This window comes from Brucella sp. (genome assembly GCF_032066345.1).
In the GTDB taxonomy this organism is placed as follows: domain Bacteria; phylum Pseudomonadota; class Alphaproteobacteria; order Rhizobiales; family Rhizobiaceae; genus Brucella; species Brucella pseudogrignonensis.
Genome location: NZ_DAMBKZ010000005.1, coordinates 17154 through 34761, shown reverse-complemented (window position 1 = coordinate 34761; position 17608 = coordinate 17154). Strand labels below are relative to the sequence as shown.

The window sequence follows — 17608 nt, the reverse complement described above, 5'->3', positions numbered from 1 at the left end:
AGATTAACCACTTATCCGACTTTCTTAACTGGCTATTATAGAGCCGCCCAAACAGAAGGCATAGCCGAACAATCACTGCCTCTAAAAATAGCAAATCACTTCCGTAGATCGAAAGCATCCGCCGCTGTCATGAAACTATCATGGCACTGAATCTGACTTGTCACAGAAGAGGCATAGAAGCCCTCGCAAGGCCGCAGCCATCCTTTTTGAATGCCGAAACGGCACATGCTGCAGCGCACCCCTTATCCAACAAGGAGCGCCATCTTGCGTATCGTCCAGATTACCGACACCCACCTCAGCCCAACCAAGTCGCACTTCAACAGCAATTGGGCACCCCTTGTTGCGTGGATTGAAGAACAAAAGCCGGATCTCATCATTCACACCGGCGACCTGACGGTTGACGGTGCAGACATGGAAGCGGATCTCGCTTTCTGCCGCGAACGTATCGCCGAACTTTCCGCCCCTGTGCTGAGCCTTCCCGGCAATCACGACATCGGCCACCTGCCCGGCAGCCATCAACCTGTCAACATGCAGCGCCTGACGCGTTGGCGTGATCATTTCGGTCCAGACTACTGGGCTAAAGATCTCGGCGACTGGCGCATCATTGGGCTTAACAGCCTGATTATCGGTGCTGACTCCGCTGAGGAAGAAGAACAGTTCCAATGGCTTGAGGCAGAGCTGAATAACAGCGATGGCAAGCCTGTTGCTATTTTTGCGCATAAGCCGGTTTTCGTCGATCAGCCAGATGAAGGGGACACGGGTTACTGGGGTATTCGTCCCGCTCCACGTCAGCGCCTCTACGATCTGTTTGCTGCCAATAATGTAAAGCTTCATGCAAGCGGCCATCTTCACCGCGCATGGGCTGGGGAAGCTTATGGTACAAGCTATATCTGGGCACCGGCAGCAGCATTCATAGTGGGCGCCATGGAACGTGACCTGCCCGGTGAGCGTATTCTGGGAGCAGCTATCCACGACCTCGGCGAAACAGTAGAAAGTGAAATCGTCCGTATTGAAGAGCTTACACCTTACGTCATTGATGATGTGGTGCATGAAGTCTATCCGCATCACACGGGCGATGGTGAGGCGGAAAAGCTTGCTGAGGAGGCTACTCAGTGAGCACGCTTGTCCTTCGCGATATCAGCAAGTCTTACGGCAACAATCAGATCCTTGACGGTATTTCCATTGAGGCCGCAGAAGGCGAGTTTATTGCACTCGTGGGTCCGTCAGGTTGTGGCAAGAGCACGTTGCTGCGCATTCTAGCAGGCCTTGATCACGCCGATGAAGGCAGCATTGCCATTGCCGGACGCGATATCACAGGCGCCCATCCTGCTGACCGCAACATGGCGATGGTCTTTCAATCCTATGCACTTTATCCGCATTTAACGGCAGCGCAGAACATCGCGGTTCCTCTTGCCATGCGCGATATGACCACTCTGGAACGCTTTCCACTGGTCGGCGTACTCGTTCCGGGGCAACGCAAGAAGCGAGCAGCCATCCAAAAGCAGGTCAAAGCGACAGCAACCAGCCTTAAAATCGATCATCTGCTTGATCGCAAGCCGGGCCAAATGTCGGGTGGCCAGCGCCAGCGTGTTGCGCTTGCCCGTGCTCTTGTCCGTCAGCCCGGCGCGTTTCTAATGGATGAGCCGCTGTCCAACCTCGACGCCAATCTGCGTGTTCACACCCGCGCGGAAATCGTGGAGCTACATCGCCGCGCCGGTGTGCCGACGATCTATGTAACGCACGATCAGGCTGAAGCCCTGAGCATGGCCGACCGTGTGGCCGTCATGATGGGCGGTAAGTTACTGCAGATTGATACGCCAACTGCGATCTATAATGATCCAAAACATATTGAAGTCGCTCAGTTTATCGGCACACCGCGCATCAATATCCTTGACGCTCTGGTGAGCGACAATGGCATCGTCCATTTTGCTGGCCGCGCGATACTGCAAGGCATCGCGGCACATTCTGGCACGCAAATCCGCGTCGGCATCAGGCCCGAACATTTCCGCATCGTTCCACACGACAGAACCGGTATCACTGCCACGGTTTCGCGGATTGAGTTCCTGGGCTCGGAAGTGTTGATCTATGTAAAAGCTCCCGGCGCGTCACAGGATCTGACAGTCAAGCTTGATCCCGCGAACGCAAAACATATTGCAGCGGGTTTAGCCGTTGGCCTACATTTTGATGCAGACAACGCCTATCTTTTTGGCGACGACGGTCTGCGTCTGCGTCAACCCGCCGGAAATGCAATACAACTTGCCCCGCGGGAAAAGGCGCCAGCTCATGTCTGACGCCGCTCTTCCTCACACGGGTTTAACTAACGCTCGCACGGCTGCAGAAAAGGCACGCCGACGTGAAGAACGCCTTGCCTGGAAACTTGCAGCACCGGCCATTCTCCTCACAGCACTTTTGATCCTGTTACCGACAGCAGCTGTGATCTTCTGGAGCCTCACCAATTTCGAGTTGGGCTATGACGGCTTTGAATTTATCGGCCTTGATAACTACCGCGAGTTATTCACCGACCGCACGTTTTTGATCTCACTCAAAAACACGGCAGTTTACACAGCTATCGTAGCTCCGGCTTCCGTTTTTCTGGGCCTTGGCGTGGCGCTTCTTATTGAAAGCGAAGTTCGCGGCAAATCATTTTTCCGCACGGTTTACTTCCTTCCTGTGGCTTCGCTTCTCGTCGCCATGGCAACCGTCTGGCAATATCTGCTGCATCCAACGCTTGGTCCGGTAAACGCAATGCTTGGGATGATCGGCATTACCGGTCCCAACTGGCTAGGCTCCAGCGATACCGTGCTCTTTAGCCTTGCACTCATTGGCGTCTGGCAAAGCGTCGGTTTCAACATGGTTTTGTTTCTTGCTGGCCTGACCGCGATACCACGCGAACTTTATTCGGCTGCGGAAGTTGATGGCGTGAAAAGCAGCTGGGAACGGTTTCGTCTGGTCACTTGGCCTCTGCTCGGCCCCACCACGCTGTTTGTAACGACAATCAGCATTATCAATGCAGTGAAAGTCTTTGAGACAGTCAAAACACTGACCGAAGGCGGTCCAAATAAAGCATCCGAAGTGCTGCTCTGGACCATTTATCAGGAAGGCTTTGTCTATCTGCGCGTGGGCTATGCCTCTGCGATGACCGTGATTTTCCTCGCTGTGCTGATCGTTCTGATGATGCTGCAGTTCCGCGTGCTGGACCGTCGTACCCATTATTGAGGAACCAGAAATGACTTTTGCCCGTTCCTTCCGTCTCGGCTTGCTTTCATTGGGTGCGCTTATTTTTCTGGCACCCTATATTTTCATGCTATCGACGGCCGCCAAATCGCAACAGGATATCTTTTCCTCTTCACTTTCGCTCATTCCGCAAAACTGGGCTCTTTGGGATAACCTCACCAAAGCTTTGACGCGCGTTCCGATGGGACTTCTGCTGTTTAACGGTGTCGTCGTCTGTGGGCTGGTTCTCGTCGTACAGGTGGTGATTGCCATACCGTGTGCTTATGCAATGGCAAAGCTGCAGTTTCGCGGTCAGCGCACGATGATGATGCTGGTCATGCTTGGCCTTCTTGTTCCGATCCATGCAACGGCTCTCCCGTTCTATGTCGGCTTTAATCAGCTTGGCGTTCTCAATAGCTACTTCGCACTGAGCGCGCCGTTCTTCATTTCGGTCTTCGGCATTTTCCTGTTTCTACAGTTTTTCCGTGCTCTTCCGGATGACCTCATCAGCGCTGCTCGCCTTGATGGAATGTCCGAAGCAGGCATCGTCATGCGCGTCATTGTTCCAAATGCGTGGCCTGCCATCACCGCTTTCTCGATCTTTTCGGTGGTCGCACACTGGAACGATCTGTTTTGGCCGCTCATCGTCGTCAATGGCATGGAACGGGCCACACCACCGCTCGGCCTCCTCTATTTCCGCGCAGCCGAAGCTGGCGATGACTATGGCGCACTGATGGCGGCAACGCTCATCATCACCCTGCCGCTTCTCCTCGCGTTTCTCGCAGCCCAACGCCGCTTCATCGAAGGCATTACTTTAACCGGCCTCAAAGGCTGAAATCCTCCCCGCCCTCCCTTATCCTCCCAAGGAGTTAAACCATGAAACGCCTTTCCAGCGCTCTTGCCGCTCTGGCTGTTGCAACCGGCCTCGTCTCTCCGGCTTTCGCAGAAACCACGCTTAACGTGCATTATCCGATGCCCGGCTTCTTCAAAGATGTCATGGCCGACATCTCGAAGAAGTTCATGGAAGAAAATCCAGATATCAAGATCAACTTCGTAAGCCCCTCAGCGACTTATGAAGAAGGCATCCAGACAATCATGCGTCAGGCTGGCACGTCGGAACTCCCAGACATCACCTTCACTGGCTTGAACCGTCTGCGCGTACTGGCTGAACGCAATATCGGCGTCGATATGAAGCCGCTCGTTGATAAGGAAGCAGACCTGGAAGCTCAGGGCTTTACCGATCACCTGCTAAGCCTTGCTCGCGTTGGTGATCGTCAGGTCGGCCTTGCTTTCGCAACGTCAAACCCGATCATGTATTACAATGCCGATCTGGTTAAGGCTGCGGGCGGCAACCCAGATACACCGCCAACCACCTGGGACGAGGTGATCGAGCTCGGCGGCAAAATCAAGGCACTCGGCAACGGCAATGAAGGCATCGACTTCCGCTGGCAGGGTGACGACTGGATGTTCTCAGCGCTGCTTTTCGGCGCGGGCGGCACCATGCTCACTGAAGACGAAAAGAAGGTTGCCTTTAATGGACCGGAAGGCCTTGAAGCCTTCAAACTCGTTGATCGCTTGGTGAAAGAAGGCGGCATGCCAGTTCTGACCAAGGCTGCGGGTGAACAGGCTTTTGCTGCTGGTAAGGTAGGCTTCGCATTCCAGACCACTGGCGCACTGCGCAACACGATCAAGAATGTTGGCGATAAGTTCGATATGCGCACCGCCAAGATTCCACTGCTTAACCCTGAAAAGGGTCGCTTGCCGACGGGTGGTAATGCAGTTGTCATCCTGACCGAAGACCAGGCAAAGCTTGATGCAGCCTGGAAATTTGCCAAATTTGCTGCAGGCCCATACGGCGCATCGGTCGTTGTACCAGGTACCGGCTATGTGCCGAACAATGAACTGGCTGCGAAGTCGGATGAATATCTCGGCAAATTCTATGAAGAAAATCCGCTCTTCAAAGCTGGTCTGAGCCAGATGTCGATCATGATCCCTTGGTATGCATTCCCTGGCTCGAACGGCGTCAAGGTAACACAGACCATTGTCGACAACCTCTCGCGTGTTGTTGAGCAGTCGGCTACGCCTGAAGATGCTCTTGCCGATGCATCGAAAGAAGTTCAGCGTCTGCTGCCACGCAAATAGCTTCACAAAACAAAAAGGCCGCGCTGGATTGTCCAGCGCGGCCTTTTCTTGTCAAAAACGAAGATCAGAAGGTCCAGTTTCTTGCCTTCGAGAACAGGAAATCACGGAAAGCATGAAGCTTGGCTGAATTCTTCAGCGCTTCCGGATAACAGAAGAACGTGTCGAAGGATGGGATTTCCTCAAGCTCAGGCAAAAGCTGAACGAGACCGGATTCCTTGTCCGCCATATAGTCAGGCAACACCGCAATTCCGACACCACGCTGGACCGCACGACGAATGGAAAGCAGATTATTCACCTGCAAAACCGGAATGCGTGAGCTGCCATCGGACCGACCAGCGATCTCGAGCCAGTTCAATCCTGTCAGATAGCTTGGAGCAGGTTCACCGAATGTCACAACCCGATGCTGGTCGATCTCGTCTATGGAATTCAGCTTCCCATATTTCGAGACATAACCCGCAGAGGCATAAACATGCATATGCACGGTGAACAGGCGGCGCTGGATGAGGTCAGGCTGCTGGGGCTGGCGCAAGCGGATTGCGCAATCCGCATGACGCATGGTCAGATCCAGTTCCTCATTATCGAGGATCAGCTGCAGCTGAATATCCGGGTAAAGCTCGACAAACTCCTGAATGCGCTCGATCAGCCAGCCCGAGCCAAGACCAACCGTCGTGGTCACACGCAGGCGACCCGTCGGCTTTTCCTTGCTTTCGGCAAGTTTGGAGCGGACATTTTCGAGCTTCATCAGCACGTCATGCGCCGTGCGATAGAGCGTTTCACCCTGTTCCGTCAGAATAAGCCCACGCGCATGACGATGAAACAGCGGAACGCCGACATCCTGCTCAAGCGCGCTGACCTGACGCGAAATAGCCGATTGCGACAGATGCAATGTCTGCGCGGCATGGGTAAAGGACCCCGCTTCCGCGGCAGCATGGAATATGCGCAGTTTATCCCAGTCGAGCGGTGCGACCACCTTCTCCCCCTCTCGTTACTCCGCAGCTTCGTGCAGCGGTTCCTGTGCAGCCAACCAGCGCTCTGCTTCCAGAGCAGCCATGCAACCCATACCTGCTGCCGTTACAGCCTGCCGGTAAATATCGTCCGTAACGTCACCGGCGGCAAAAATGCCTGGAACGTCTGTGGCCGTTGAATCAGGTGCAGTCCAAAGATAGCCGTTTGGCTTCTGCTTGAGTTTGCCCTCGAACAAAGAAACGGCAGGTGCGTGGCCAATGGCGATGAAAACGCCATGTACGTCGTGAACAGCCGTTTCGCCCGTGACAACATTCTTGAGGCGCACGCCGGTCACTGTCGCGCCCATTGGTGGCTTGGCCTCGGTGCCGACGATTTCGTCGATGACGCTGTTCCAGACGACTTTAACATTGTCGCGGTTCAGCAGGCGATCCTGCATGATCTTTTCTGCGCGGAAGCCTTCGCGGCGATGAACAACGGTCACACTCTTCGCAATATGCGAAAGGTAAAGCGCTTCCTCGACAGCGGTATTGCCGCCGCCGACAACCACGACATCTTTGCCGCGATAGAAGAAACCGTCACAGGTCGCACAAGCTGAAACGCCGCCACCCATGAAAGTCTGTTCGCTCTCGAGCCCCAGCCACTTAGCCTGCGCACCGGTCGCAATGATCAGCGCATCACAGGTATAAACCGTGCCAGAATCGCCAATCAGGCGGAATGGACGCGATTTCGTATCGACCTCTGTGATGATGTCATAAAGAATTTCAGCGCCGACATTCTGAGCCTGCGTCGCCATCTGATCCATCATCCATGGACCCTGAACAGGTTCGGCATAGCCCGGATAGTTTTCCACATCGGTGGTGATCATCAGCTGACCACCCTGCTGCAAACCGGTAATGATGATCGGCTTGAGCATGGCGCGCGCTGCATAAATGGCTGCTGTATATCCTGCCGGACCTGAGCCGATGACAATGACGGGCGCGTGACGCTGTGACATGGGTAGTTCTCCGGTCCCAAAAATCGATTTAAATCGCGGACTTCAAGCTTACTAGAATCGCCTTCGCGCTCAGCTCTGCCAATGCCCTGATATTATGGCCAAGGTAGGTCTGCAAACTGGCCATTGCAAGGTTCGACCAGCATTTGAAGCCCGTTAGCCACAGCTTGTGACCTTTCGGCATGGCTATACGTCACACCACATTGCAGCTGGCAATTTCCCGCGTTAAACACACAGGATATGAAGCAGCTTCTAAAAAACGCTGGAGCCGACCGCCATCTATAAGACAGTCGCCAATATCTGTGCGCGTTTCGGCCTTGTTATGGCTGTTGCAATGCTGCTGCCTGCAGCCATCGATCTGCGCGACGGCAGCGATGACTGGCTGATTTTCGTGCGCTCTGCTGCAGCAACCGGAGCGCTATCCGCGCTGATCCTGTTTGCCACGCAAAACCAGAACACGCGCTTCACACCACGTCTTGGTTTTTTGCTGACTGCCTGCCTGTGGCTCACTGCAAGTTTTCTTGGCTCTATCCCGCTTTATTTTTCGCATCTGCCAATCAGCTACGCGACGGCATTCTTTGAGGCCATGTCGGGTGTGACGTCTACAGGAGCTACAGCACTCACAGGCCTTGATGACATGCAGCGCGGTATTCTGCTGTGGCGCTCTCTGCTTTGCTGGATCGGGGGCGTTGGCTTCATCGGCTTGGCCCTCTTAATGCTGCCGTCGTTGCGAGCTGGTGGTCTGGCGCTGTTCCATATGGAAAACTCGGACAAGTCGGAAAAAATTCTGCCGCGCATGAACCAGATCGCGCTTGGCATTATTTTGGCTTATCTCACCCTGACAGCCGCCTGCATGATCGCTTATTTCGCTGTCGGGATGAGCATCTTCGATGCAATCAATCATGGTTTGGCGACGGTTGCGACGGCCGGTTTTTCGACCCATGATAATTCATTCGGCTTTTATGAAGGCAACCGAATGTTGCTGGTTGTTTCGACAGTTTTCATGGTGCTGTCGGCCCTGCCCTTCGTTTTATACATCAAGGCATTTATGCCACGTCGTACAGAACTGCTGAAAGATCCACAGGTGAAACTCTTCTTCACCATCGTAATCGGTTTCAGCTTCGTTCTCGCTGTCGTACTGCGCCTTGGTTCTAACGTTCCATTTGGCGATGCGCTGATTTCAGCTTCGTTCCACTTTGTCTCGGTCATCACAACCACCGGCTTTACAACCGAAGATTACTCACTGTGGGGACCGCCCGCGATAGGCATCTTTTTCCTCGCGTCCTTTCTGGGCGGCTGCGCAGGCTCGACGTCCGGCGGCATCAAGATGAACCGTCTCATCATCCTGTGGAGCTTGACACAAGCCAATCTGGCACGCCTCGTCATGCCCCACGCTGTCATCAAAATCCGGTACGGTTCATCAGAAGTGTCTGGCGAGATCGCCCAGAACGTATTGCTCTATCTGTTTCTCTATATCGCATCGCTCATTATCGGCGCCGTTTTACTCGCCTCACTTGGCCTCGACTTCGTATCGGCCTTCACTGGCGCACTGACCGCATTATCCAATGTTGGCCCCGGATTCGGCGATACAATTGGTCCTGTGGGCAATTTTTCGACGATCCATGACCCCGCACTTTGGGTGCTCTCGTTCCTCATGTTGGTCGGCCGCCTCGAGCTCATAACCATATTTATCCTGTTCACACGTACTTTCTGGATGCGCTAACAACGCTTTAGGCGGTTTACATCCTGTCGTTTCTTTTGGTATGAGCAGGATTAGATTGCGCTATACCAGCGCTGAGTGTTTTATAATTACAACCGACTGAAATATCCTTGCGCGCGGAGTTTTGCATGCCTATCAAGGCTGATCTGGACGATATCGATTGGAAAATCCTTCGGGAGCTCCAGAATGACGGGCGCATCACCAATGTCGAACTCGCTGAACGGGTCGGAATCTCGGCCCCTCCTTGCTTGCGTCGTGTACGCAAACTCGAGGAAAGCGGCGTTATTCGTGGCTATCGCGCAATCCTGAATGGTAATGCGCTCGGCCAGGATCTGGTAGCTTTCTGCTCGGTTGGCTTGCACCGTCAGGCTGATGCCGATCTCAAGGCATTTGCGGAGAAAACGAAGCAGTGGCCTCTGGTACGCCGCGCATGGATGGTCTCTGGCGAATCCGACTTCCTGCTTCATTGCGTTGCACGCGACCTCAACACCTTCCAGACTTTCGTCATTGAAGAGCTGACCGCGGCCCCAAATGTGGATTCAGTACGCACAGCGCTGACAATTCGTCCGGTCAAAGACGAGCCTCTGATGATTCTCTGATGAGATAAATATTCCATATGAGAGCGACTGCGTTCCGGCGCAGTCGCTCTTTTTATTTGGAATTAAGTTCAGCTGTTAAAGACACGCTCATAAACGGCGCTGATAGCGTCCGCTTCTTTTTCGAGCGGAAATGCTTCATGCACATGGGCAAGCGCATTTTCACCATGGCGCTGCGCCATAGCCGGATCGGCAAGATATGGCTCAATCGCATCGCGAAGCGCATCGCCATCACCCGCTGCAACAAAGCTGCCTGTGCCATCCACGATCATTTCGGCATAAGCGCCGGCATCACTTGCAACGACCGCAGTTTTTGAAGCCATTGCTTCCAGCGGGGTCAGGCCAAAACCTTCGTTACGCGATGGCGCAACATAAAGCGTCAACCGGCGGTACCAGACACGGATATCCGGCACTTCACCTAAGATAAGAATACGATCCTGAAGACCTGCAGCAGCAATACGCGCTTTCAGATCATCCTCGAACGACTGATGTTCGGGCGTCGTACGGCCGGTGATAATTGCCGTCCATTCCGGATATTTGGGTAAAAGTGCGATCATGGCGTCGACAAAAAGGTCGGTGCCTTTGGAATGACGCACACGCCCAAAACAGCCAACGGCATATTTGCCCGGCAACCCTGACGCGCTAAATGCATCAGCCAAATCAACGGGCGGATGAAAACGCTCAAGATCGACACCATGCATAATCACGTCATGCGGCACTTGAAGAAAACTGCCCGACCGGCCACTGGTCGCAATCACCGCATTCATGCGACGGATCAGCCATTTGGTGAAAGGCTTGTGGTCACGCTGCGCAGCTGAGGTGAATACCAGTCGAAGCTTCATACGCAGAATATCGTGCATGAAAATACCCGCCAGCATTTCGATATTGCGGCGTGCATGCCAGATACGAAAACGGCGTTTGGCAGGCTTCTTCCAGAATGAGAAAAGTGCTGACCAGCCCAGATGCGGCAGGCTGTCAGGAAGTCCCGGTCCCATTGTTGCAATGCCCAATCCCTTTGCGCGTTGCAAAGGGATGAGCTGTACGATAGTCGAAGTCACACCCGAAAGGCGGCGCTTGAAGTTCGGCGCTACGACTTCCACCTGTTCAACGGGAACGGACACGTTCCGACTCAAGCGAACTTGAAGCCGAGAATTTCGTAGGAGCGCGAACCGCCGGGTGCATTGACCTCAATGGTATCGCCTTCACCCTTGCCGATCAGCGCACGCGCGATCGGGGAAGAAATCGAAATACGACCTTCCTTCACATTGGCTTCCTGATCGCCAACGATCTGATAGATTTTTTCTTCTTCGGTATCTTCATCAATAAGCGTGACAGTGGCGCCAAACTTGATCTTGTCGCCGGTCAGCTTCGTAACGTCGATAACTTCTGCGCGGCCAACGAGGTCTTCCAATTCGTTGATTCGACCTTCATTGAGGCTCTGCGCTTCTTTTGCTGCATGATATTCGGCATTTTCAGACAGATCGCCATGTGCACGCGCTTCAGCAATTGCCTCAATGATCCGCGGGCGTTCATTTTGCTGACGCGTGCGGAGTTCTTCCTTGAGGTTTTCGAAACCGCGAGGGGTCATTGGGAACTTTTCCATACCCAGTCCAGTCCTTTCCATCGCCCGCCGCACGTCCCTCCAGGATGAGCGCGACGGCAGTTTGGTTGCCCGCCTGATCTTGAGCCGTGTTTGGCACAAGACACCCGCCCGGGAGGTGGATTCACCCGCCGGTACACAAAAAGAAAACGGTCACCGAAGCACACGCTTCGGAACCGTTCAAAGTGATGTTGCTTAAACTATAGCATTTTCGTCGATCATTTCACGAAGAAAAATTTAAGCCTGTTAATTGTATCCAAAACCGCAGCTATTTTGCGGATACAGGCCAGCTCGCTGGCCACTTTTCGGGGCCGCCCGCATAATTGCCGTCGCAATCACCTTTCGAGCGTTCTTCAACGAGCACAAAGCGAACCTTGCCCTCCCCGTCGTCAGTCGCTTTCCAGACGTCATAGATGCCGCAATCACCCAATCCCCTGCCCTTGAAGAACGCTGTGATCGTTTTATTCGACTGCGACCAATCAATATTCCAGGCCTGATCCGTTGTGCTTGGTCCAGCATCTGAAATGGTCGGCAGTGAAATTGGAACGGTCTGATTCTCGCTCTGGCTATAGAACACGTAAGACTGATTATACGCCCCAGGAGAACCACAGGGCATTCCGATCAGATTAAGTCCATCCGCAATCTTTGCATTAAAACCGCCACCGGAGCTGAACGAATCCCCGTTCGATGTTCCGCAAACGCCATCCTCATCAGTGAAGTCTTTGCGGACTTGTTCGGGAATCTGCTGAACATCCTTGATCAAGGTCACATCAGGCGCAGGCGGGGCTGACTTGGCACCTTTGGCTTGAAGTGCATCAACCGTTCCTGCACGCGATTGCTGTTCGTCAATATAGATCAAGCCTCCCACAAAACCGGAAAGCGAATAGTTCGAAACCTTGCCTGCGAATTTAAGCTGCAGCTTCTGACCATTCCTCATCGCTTCAATCAATTTGGCGACCGCGTCCGCATCTCCATAGTTGAGTTGTTCATCCTGCAACTTCATGACTGACGCATCGACACTCAAAGCGGGCTTGCCATCAATCGATAGCTCCAGCTTACCCGACACTTTCGATGGGTCGATATAAGAGAGTTGAAGTTCAGGCTTTGCGCCCACAGCACGACCGCGATAAATGCCCAATCCCGGCGCACCGTCACTGGCAACTGGCGTCAGAGACAATGTGCAATTCTGCGCGAAATCACACAGGACGGATGTATCGCGGATCAACTTGTAGGCGGCGTAAGAGACGCCAAGACTGCTCAATATCGACGTAAAAACCGTCCCGGCCAGCAAGATAGCTTTACTGCTCTTTTTCAATGAAAGCATAAACAACTCCCCGCGTATAAATATTTGCTTTCTTATGTGCAGCAGTGTCGCAGTGAAACTACTACCTTGCCGATTATCCCGAATATTCTCTATAGCATATCCTGCCCCGGGAAGATGATCCAAATGAAAGAGGGCAGTTCTCTTTAGAGCACCCTCTGCGCTTCAAGAAGCCAAGAGCCGCTTAAAGAATTATTTGGTGGGATGAGGCATCAATGACGCGCGTTCAGGCAAATTTACTTCTCCTTTTGGCGGGCGTCATTTGGGGTATGGGCTTCGTCGCGCAGTCTACCGCAATGGCAAGCATAGGCCCCTTTTTGTTTATCGGTGTCCGTTCAGCCATTGCCGCCCTGACCGTACTACCATGGTCAATCGCCGAAAGCAGACGCTCACCGCACAAGCTCAAAGGCTCGAACTATCTTTACTTCATGATCGTTGGAGCAACGCTTTTTATCGGCCTTGTGCTGCAGCAGATCGGACTGATCACCACCTCCGTCACCAATGCCGGGTTCCTGACAGGTCTTTATGTCGTGATGGTACCGGTGCTCGGCGTGATTATTTTCCGCAGCTGGCCGCATCCTGTTGTCTGGCCAAGCGCTATCGCCTGCCTCACAGGCATATTCCTGTTATCAGGCGGGGAACTAAGCGCTCTCAAGCAAGGCGACTGGCTTGTCATTGCCGGTGCTGTTTTCTGGGCTATGCAGGTTTTGTTGATTAGCCGTGCCAATCGAGCAGGCCGCCCGATCACGCTGAGCTGCGTTCAGTTTGCGACCGCCGCAGTCGCAGGCTTGCTGATCGCCGCAGCAATTGAAGACATTAACTGGAACGTCATCGCACTCACCTGGAAAGAACTGCTGTTCACAGGCGTCTTTTCATCCGGCATTGCCTTCACGCTGCAAGCCATCGGCCAACGCTACACCACCTCGGCGCAGGCTGCGATTTTCCTGTCGTCCGAAGCGATCTTTGCAGCAATGTTTGGCGCAATTTTCCTTGGCGACCGGCTGACTTTCATCGGCTTCATCGGCTGTGGTTTGCTGTTTACAGCGATGCTTGCTGTCGAACTGGTTCCGATGTTCTGGAAACGTAAAGCGGAACCAATCCCGGCAGCTGCTGAATAATTACCCTCGGAAAATAAGGGCCGCTCCGCCTGCGATCAGCGCAAAACCAAGCACATGATTCCAGGTGAAGGCTTCTTTGAGATAGAAGACCGAGAACAGGCTGAATATCACCAGCGTGATCACTTCCTGCATCGTCTTCAGCTGCGCGGCTGAATAAACTTCGTGCCCGATGCGATTTGCCGGCACAGCCAGACAATATTCAATCAGAGCAATACCCCAACTGATGAAAATGACAGTGACCAGAGGGGTACTGGTGAACTTGAGATGCCCGTACCAGGCAAAAGTCATGAAAACATTGGAGCCGATCAGAAGCAGGATCGGCAGAACACTTGGCGACATCAGTGCTGACATGGAAAGAACTTTGGGGACCGGGAGGACACTGTCGCGGCTTGGCCCGAAACCGCTTTTAAGCGTTAGCACAAAGCCATGAAGATTTCGTCGGACTTATGACCATCAATTGGGCGATAAATCACCTTATTTGCGCCGCAGCTCTTAACAGGCTCACTGACTGTTCGTTTACGCTTATCAGCTAATATGAACGGAAGCCCGGTTCCAAAATGAAAGGCAGGGGCATGAGTTTTGCGTTGTCCACTCGCTTTCACCATTACCTGTTACCGGCATCTCTTGCGCTGTTCACACTTGTTGCAGGCTGCTCCGGAGAACGGCCGCCGCGACCGCAGGCAGATATTGGCAACACCGATGTCATGGTCCCGCCTGCCCCTGTTGCTTCGGTGAACACACCGCAGGAACAACGTGTCGTGGGGTTGGCGGAGGAAATCGAAAACAACGCCAATGAAATGACGACACAGAGCCAGCCGCATTACACTGGCGATTACGGTTTTGCGACACCTGTACAAAACCCCGTCAGCACTGCAGAAAACATCTATACGATGTCCAATTCGGAAGCCGCTTGCCGAACCCGGCTAAAGCGCCTCGGTGTTGTCTTCACTGAAAAATCACCCATCAATCAAAGCGGCAGCTGTCGTATCGATAACCCTATTGAAGTGAGCGGCTTCAACAGCGGTGCCATCGCTTTCAAACCTGCCGCGACTTTGAATTGTCAGGTGACAGAAGCCTTTGCGCGCTGGATCAAGGGCGACTTGCAGCCATCTGCACGCCTTCGTTATCTGTCCGGTATCAACACCATTCACAATGCCGGTGGCTATTCCTGCCGCACAATGAACCATCGCCGCGGCGCCAAGATGTCGGAGCATTCTCGCGGCAATGCGATCGATGTCACCAAGATCGTTCTGAACAACGGCAAGAGCATCACGGTGCGCAAGCCCGGCTTCTTTGCTTTCCGCGAAAAAGGCTTGCTCAACAGCGTGCGCTCGGACGCCTGCTCCTATTTCACAACCGTTCTTGGGCCTGGCTATAACCGCGAACATGCCGACCATTTTCACTTCGATCTGATGCAGCGACGCAGCGGCCACCGTGCCTGCAAGTAATAAAAAAGCCCGGATCACCCGGGCTTTTTCGATTCTATTTCATCAGCTTAGCGAAACAGGCTGAATCAGTTCCCGAACTTGCTTACTCAGCCGGAACTGGTGTCGGCTGGCCACTCTTGTCGAGCGCCACCATGACGAATTCGCCATGTGTAACCAGATCCATTTCGTCAGCTAGATAGCGCTGAGCCCATGCTTCAACGCGCAGTGTAATCGAGGTGCGACCAACGCGCGTAATCTCGGTATAAACACAAAGGACGTCGCCAATCTTGACCGGCTTGGCGAAAGACATTTCACGCACCGCAGCTGTTACAACGCGACCCTTGGCGCGTTCTGCCGCACGAATGCCGCTGGCCGTATCCATCTGCGCCATAACCCAACCGCCGAAAATATCACCAGCCGAATTGGTATCTTTAGGCATAGCCTGCGTGCGTACAGTCAACATGCCCTTTGGCGCATTAATATCGTTCATCAGTAGGTCCTTCGATCACCAGAGGCGCATCCCAAACCGCATGAAGCGGTTTCGTAAAAGATGCACGTCAAAACAGAAAACTAGAGTCATCGCTGAGTATGCTGCAAGCCTCTCCGAAGGGAAAGTGCGACATGCGCACCGCAGCCATGCAAATCAGGCACGAAACACCTATAAAAATTAAACTCTTAATTATTAATCATACCGTAAATATTCATATTGGCTTTAAAGTAATAATAACAATTATCTGCTATGTATAAATTCATGTAATACATATCAGGGGCTAAAATGAAGATTATTATTACATCATCTATTGCTACATTAGCAGTTTTATTTGCAACGAATGCTGAAGCATATAGTGGCCTTGCAACCGCGAATATAAATCTTCGCACTGGCCCCGGCACACAATACCCATCAATGGGTAGAATTCCGAATGGTGTCCTTCTCAACGTTGCAGGCTGCACCAGCGGATATGGTTGGTGTCGCGTCAACTATGCCGGCCTCGACGGCTGGGCTTCTTCAAATTACATCGCGGTACAAACGGGCGGTGGTGGATACACGACCAACGACAATTTCGGCTCGACTGCCGCAGCCGTCGGCATTCCCCTGATTGCCGGGCTGGTGATCGGCTCGGCAATAAACAACAATCGATGGGACGATGGTCCAAATTGGGGACCAGGATGGGGTCCACGCCCATACCGTTCCGGCTGGGGCCCCGGCCCTTATCGTCCGGGCCCAGGTTGGCGCGGACCCGGCCAGTGGGGTGAACCACGTCCACATTGGGGTGATCGTCCCGGCTGGCGAGACCACCCCGGCTTTCACCCAAATGTCTACGGCCCCGGTGATCGCTGGCGTCCACGCGGGCCACGGTGATTGCCGCCTCCTGACAGCCTGATGTCAGGAGCCATATAGAATTGCGACGCGGCGCACCGGATTTGTTCCATATTTGATCCGGGCGCCCTTTTCATTTGTGCCGTGAAATTCCATATTGGGAACATGGCCTCCTCAAAAGACAAATACACTCAGGATTCGCATGATGAAACTCGCGGCTTTGGCGAAGCGCCTCAGTCCGGTTTCTCAGGTGCGCCGCTTTCAGGCTCAATTTCCGACTGGGCGAAAGAGATAGGGGATGAGGCTGAAAAACCTCAACCTAAAGCCAAATCACCCAAAGCAGCGAAGACACCTAAAAAGGTGCCTGAACGCAGCAAAGAAGCGACGCGCAGCGCGCGCGGTACATCGATGGGCGGCGCGGCCTCCGCTAAGGAACGCGCAGCCGCTGGTCTTAATCCTGTGGCTGGTCTTGATATAAGCCTCGAAGACGCCACGGCTCTTAATCCTTCAGGCGCCACGGCCACCGTCAAAGCGCTGTCTGACCTGATTGAATCCGGCAATCCGCTGTTCAAGAATGGCGAGCTTTGGACACCACACCGCCCTGCCCGTCCGGCCAAATCCGAAGGCGGCATTGCGATTGAGATGGAGTCGAGCTTCGAGCCATCGGGCGATCAGCCGACAGCGATCCGAGACCTGATCAGTGGTTTGAACGACGAAGATCGGACACAGGTTTTGCTCGGCGTCACCGGCTCCGGTAAAACCTTCACCATGGCGAAAGTCATTCAGGAAACGCAGCGTCCGGCGCTTATTCTTGCGCCGAACAAGACGCTTGCAGCGCAGCTTTACGGTGAGTTCAAAAACTTCTTCCCGAACAATGCCGTGGAATATTTCGTTTCCTATTACGATTACTATCAGCCCGAAGCCTATGTGGCGCGGTCGGACACCTATATCGAAAAAGAATCGACCGTAAACGAACAGATCGACCGGATGCGCCACGCAGCAACGCGTGCGCTGATCGAGCGTGATGACGTCATCATCGTGGCATCGGTTTCGTGCATTTACGGTATCGGTTCGGTCGAAACCTATACGGCCATGACGTTTGAGATGAAAATTGGCGACCGGCTCGACCAGCGCCAGCTTCTCGCCGATCTCGTGGCACAGCAATATAAGCGGCAGGACATCAACTTCGTCCGCGG

17 protein-coding genes and 1 pseudogene are annotated in these 17608 nt (G+C 53.5%); 11 read left to right on the top strand and 7 right to left on the bottom strand.

What is annotated here, in order from left to right; genetic code table 11:
* Positions 1-264 precede the first annotated feature (264 nt).
* From RT142_RS08130 to RT142_RS08110, 5 genes are read left to right on the top strand one after another with little or no spacing between them, the layout of a single operon-like run.
* The gene (locus tag RT142_RS08130) at positions 265-1116 is read left to right on the top strand and encodes a metallophosphoesterase (protein WP_313028265.1); all 852 of its coding nucleotides are present in this window, start codon (positions 265-267) and stop codon (positions 1114-1116) included.
* A complete protein-coding gene (locus RT142_RS08125; protein WP_007875940.1) occupies positions 1113-2291 on the top strand; it encodes an ABC transporter ATP-binding protein in 1179 nt (392 codons plus the stop codon). The genes RT142_RS08130 and RT142_RS08125 overlap by 4 nt, the downstream gene beginning before the upstream one ends.
* Positions 2284-3216 (top strand): carbohydrate ABC transporter permease, encoded by a 933-nt coding sequence (locus RT142_RS08120; RefSeq protein WP_064320852.1) that lies wholly within the window; start codon positions 2284-2286, stop codon positions 3214-3216. The genes RT142_RS08125 and RT142_RS08120 overlap by 8 nt, the downstream gene beginning before the upstream one ends.
* A 10-nt stretch (positions 3217-3226) precedes the next feature.
* Positions 3227-4048 carry a carbohydrate ABC transporter permease gene (locus RT142_RS08115; RefSeq protein WP_007875942.1) on the top strand — a complete coding sequence of 274 codons (822 nt, stop codon included), beginning with the start codon at positions 3227-3229 and terminating at the stop codon, positions 4046-4048.
* A gap of 41 nt (positions 4049-4089) precedes the next feature.
* The gene (locus tag RT142_RS08110; protein WP_113485350.1) at positions 4090-5355 is read left to right on the top strand and encodes an ABC transporter substrate-binding protein; all 1266 of its coding nucleotides are present in this window, start codon (positions 4090-4092) and stop codon (positions 5353-5355) included.
* Between the two features lie 64 nt (positions 5356-5419).
* Here RT142_RS08110 and RT142_RS08105 read toward each other — a convergent pair whose 3' ends face one another.
* Together RT142_RS08105 and trxB are read right to left on the bottom strand one after the other, a co-directional pair.
* On the bottom strand, positions 5420-6325 hold the full coding sequence (locus RT142_RS08105; RefSeq protein ID WP_007875944.1) for a LysR family transcriptional regulator: 906 nt from the start codon (positions 6323-6325) through the stop codon (positions 5420-5422).
* Between the two features lie 15 nt (positions 6326-6340).
* Positions 6341-7315 carry a thioredoxin-disulfide reductase gene (gene trxB / locus RT142_RS08100; RefSeq protein ID WP_007875945.1) on the bottom strand — a complete coding sequence of 325 codons (975 nt, stop codon included), beginning with the start codon at positions 7313-7315 and terminating at the stop codon, positions 6341-6343.
* A gap of 319 nt (positions 7316-7634) precedes the next feature.
* Between trxB and RT142_RS08095 the strand changes: the two genes are divergently transcribed.
* The gene (locus RT142_RS08095; RefSeq protein ID WP_007875946.1) at positions 7635-9035 is read left to right on the top strand and encodes a TrkH family potassium uptake protein; all 1401 of its coding nucleotides are present in this window, start codon (positions 7635-7637) and stop codon (positions 9033-9035) included.
* Positions 9036-9160: 125 nt separating this feature from the next.
* On the top strand, positions 9161-9631 hold the full coding sequence (locus tag RT142_RS08090) for an Lrp/AsnC family transcriptional regulator (RefSeq protein WP_007875947.1): 471 nt from the start codon (positions 9161-9163) through the stop codon (positions 9629-9631).
* Positions 9632-9699: 68 nt separating this feature from the next.
* Here RT142_RS08090 and RT142_RS08085 read toward each other — a convergent pair whose 3' ends face one another.
* From RT142_RS08085 to RT142_RS08075, 3 genes are all read right to left on the bottom strand, one after another.
* Positions 9700-10749: a glycosyltransferase family 4 protein gene (locus tag RT142_RS08085; RefSeq protein ID WP_409558573.1), complete on the bottom strand. Its 1050-nt coding sequence runs from the start codon at positions 10747-10749 to the stop codon at positions 9700-9702.
* Between the two features lie 8 nt (positions 10750-10757).
* Complete coding sequence (gene greA / locus RT142_RS08080) at positions 10758-11231, bottom strand: transcription elongation factor GreA (RefSeq protein ID WP_007875950.1); 474 nt, start codon at positions 11229-11231, stop codon at positions 10758-10760.
* A 265-nt stretch (positions 11232-11496) separates the two neighbouring features.
* A complete protein-coding gene (locus RT142_RS08075) occupies positions 11497-12552 on the bottom strand; it encodes a DUF1176 domain-containing protein (protein ID WP_113160051.1) in 1056 nt (351 codons plus the stop codon).
* 212 nt (positions 12553-12764) lie between these two features.
* Between RT142_RS08075 and RT142_RS08070 the strand changes: the two genes are divergently transcribed.
* Positions 12765-13667, top strand: a complete 903-nt coding sequence (locus RT142_RS08070; RefSeq protein ID WP_113160052.1) for a DMT family transporter — start codon at positions 12765-12767, stop codon at positions 13665-13667.
* On the opposite strand, the gene RT142_RS08065 is transcribed toward RT142_RS08070, so the two are convergent.
* Positions 13668-14018, bottom strand: a complete 351-nt coding sequence (locus tag RT142_RS08065) for a DMT family protein (protein ID WP_064320859.1) — start codon at positions 14016-14018, stop codon at positions 13668-13670.
* Between the two features lie 221 nt (positions 14019-14239).
* On the opposite strand from RT142_RS08065, the gene RT142_RS08060 reads away from it, so the two are divergent.
* Complete coding sequence (locus RT142_RS08060) at positions 14240-15115, top strand: extensin family protein (RefSeq protein ID WP_313028260.1); 876 nt, start codon at positions 14240-14242, stop codon at positions 15113-15115.
* A gap of 82 nt (positions 15116-15197) precedes the next feature.
* Here RT142_RS08060 and RT142_RS08055 read toward each other — a convergent pair whose 3' ends face one another.
* The gene (locus tag RT142_RS08055) at positions 15198-15584 is read right to left on the bottom strand and encodes an acyl-CoA thioesterase (RefSeq protein WP_007875958.1); all 387 of its coding nucleotides are present in this window, start codon (positions 15582-15584) and stop codon (positions 15198-15200) included.
* Between the two features lie 285 nt (positions 15585-15869).
* Here RT142_RS08055 and RT142_RS08050 point away from each other — a divergent pair, with 285 nt between their 5' ends.
* Positions 15870-16454, top strand: a complete 585-nt coding sequence (locus tag RT142_RS08050; RefSeq protein WP_007875959.1) for an SH3 domain-containing protein — start codon at positions 15870-15872, stop codon at positions 16452-16454.
* A 123-nt stretch (positions 16455-16577) separates the two neighbouring features.
* A pseudogene (locus RT142_RS08045) lies at positions 16578-17608 on the top strand (DEAD/DEAH box helicase family protein); the annotation flags it as partial.

Bases quoted from the DNA above. Each gene is read 5' to 3' on its own strand.
- RT142_RS08120 (WP_064320852.1), top strand. From the start codon at position 2,284: ATGTCTGACGCCGCTCTTCCTCACACGGGTTTAACTAACGCTCGCACG.
- RT142_RS08115 (WP_007875942.1), top strand. From the start codon at position 3,227: ATGACTTTTGCCCGTTCCTTCCGTCTCGGCTTGCTTTCATTGGGTGCG.
- RT142_RS08110 (WP_113485350.1), top strand. From the start codon at position 4,090: ATGAAACGCCTTTCCAGCGCTCTTGCCGCTCTGGCTGTTGCAACCGGC.
- trxB (WP_007875945.1), bottom strand. From the start codon at position 7,315: ATGTCACAGCGTCACGCGCCCGTCATTGTCATCGGCTCAGGTCCGGCA.
- RT142_RS08095 (WP_007875946.1), top strand. From the start codon at position 7,635: ATGGCTGTTGCAATGCTGCTGCCTGCAGCCATCGATCTGCGCGACGGC.
- RT142_RS08090 (WP_007875947.1), top strand. From the start codon at position 9,161: ATGCCTATCAAGGCTGATCTGGACGATATCGATTGGAAAATCCTTCGG.
- greA (WP_007875950.1), bottom strand. From the start codon at position 11,231: ATGGAAAAGTTCCCAATGACCCCTCGCGGTTTCGAAAACCTCAAGGAA.
- RT142_RS08075 (WP_113160051.1), bottom strand. From the start codon at position 12,552: ATGCTTTCATTGAAAAAGAGCAGTAAAGCTATCTTGCTGGCCGGGACG.
- RT142_RS08070 (WP_113160052.1), top strand. From the start codon at position 12,765: ATGACGCGCGTTCAGGCAAATTTACTTCTCCTTTTGGCGGGCGTCATT.
- RT142_RS08065 (WP_064320859.1), bottom strand. From the start codon at position 14,018: ATGTCAGCACTGATGTCGCCAAGTGTTCTGCCGATCCTGCTTCTGATC.
- RT142_RS08060 (WP_313028260.1), top strand. From the start codon at position 14,240: ATGAGTTTTGCGTTGTCCACTCGCTTTCACCATTACCTGTTACCGGCA.
- RT142_RS08055 (WP_007875958.1), bottom strand. From the start codon at position 15,584: ATGAACGATATTAATGCGCCAAAGGGCATGTTGACTGTACGCACGCAG.
- RT142_RS08050 (WP_007875959.1), top strand. From the start codon at position 15,870: ATGAAGATTATTATTACATCATCTATTGCTACATTAGCAGTTTTATTT.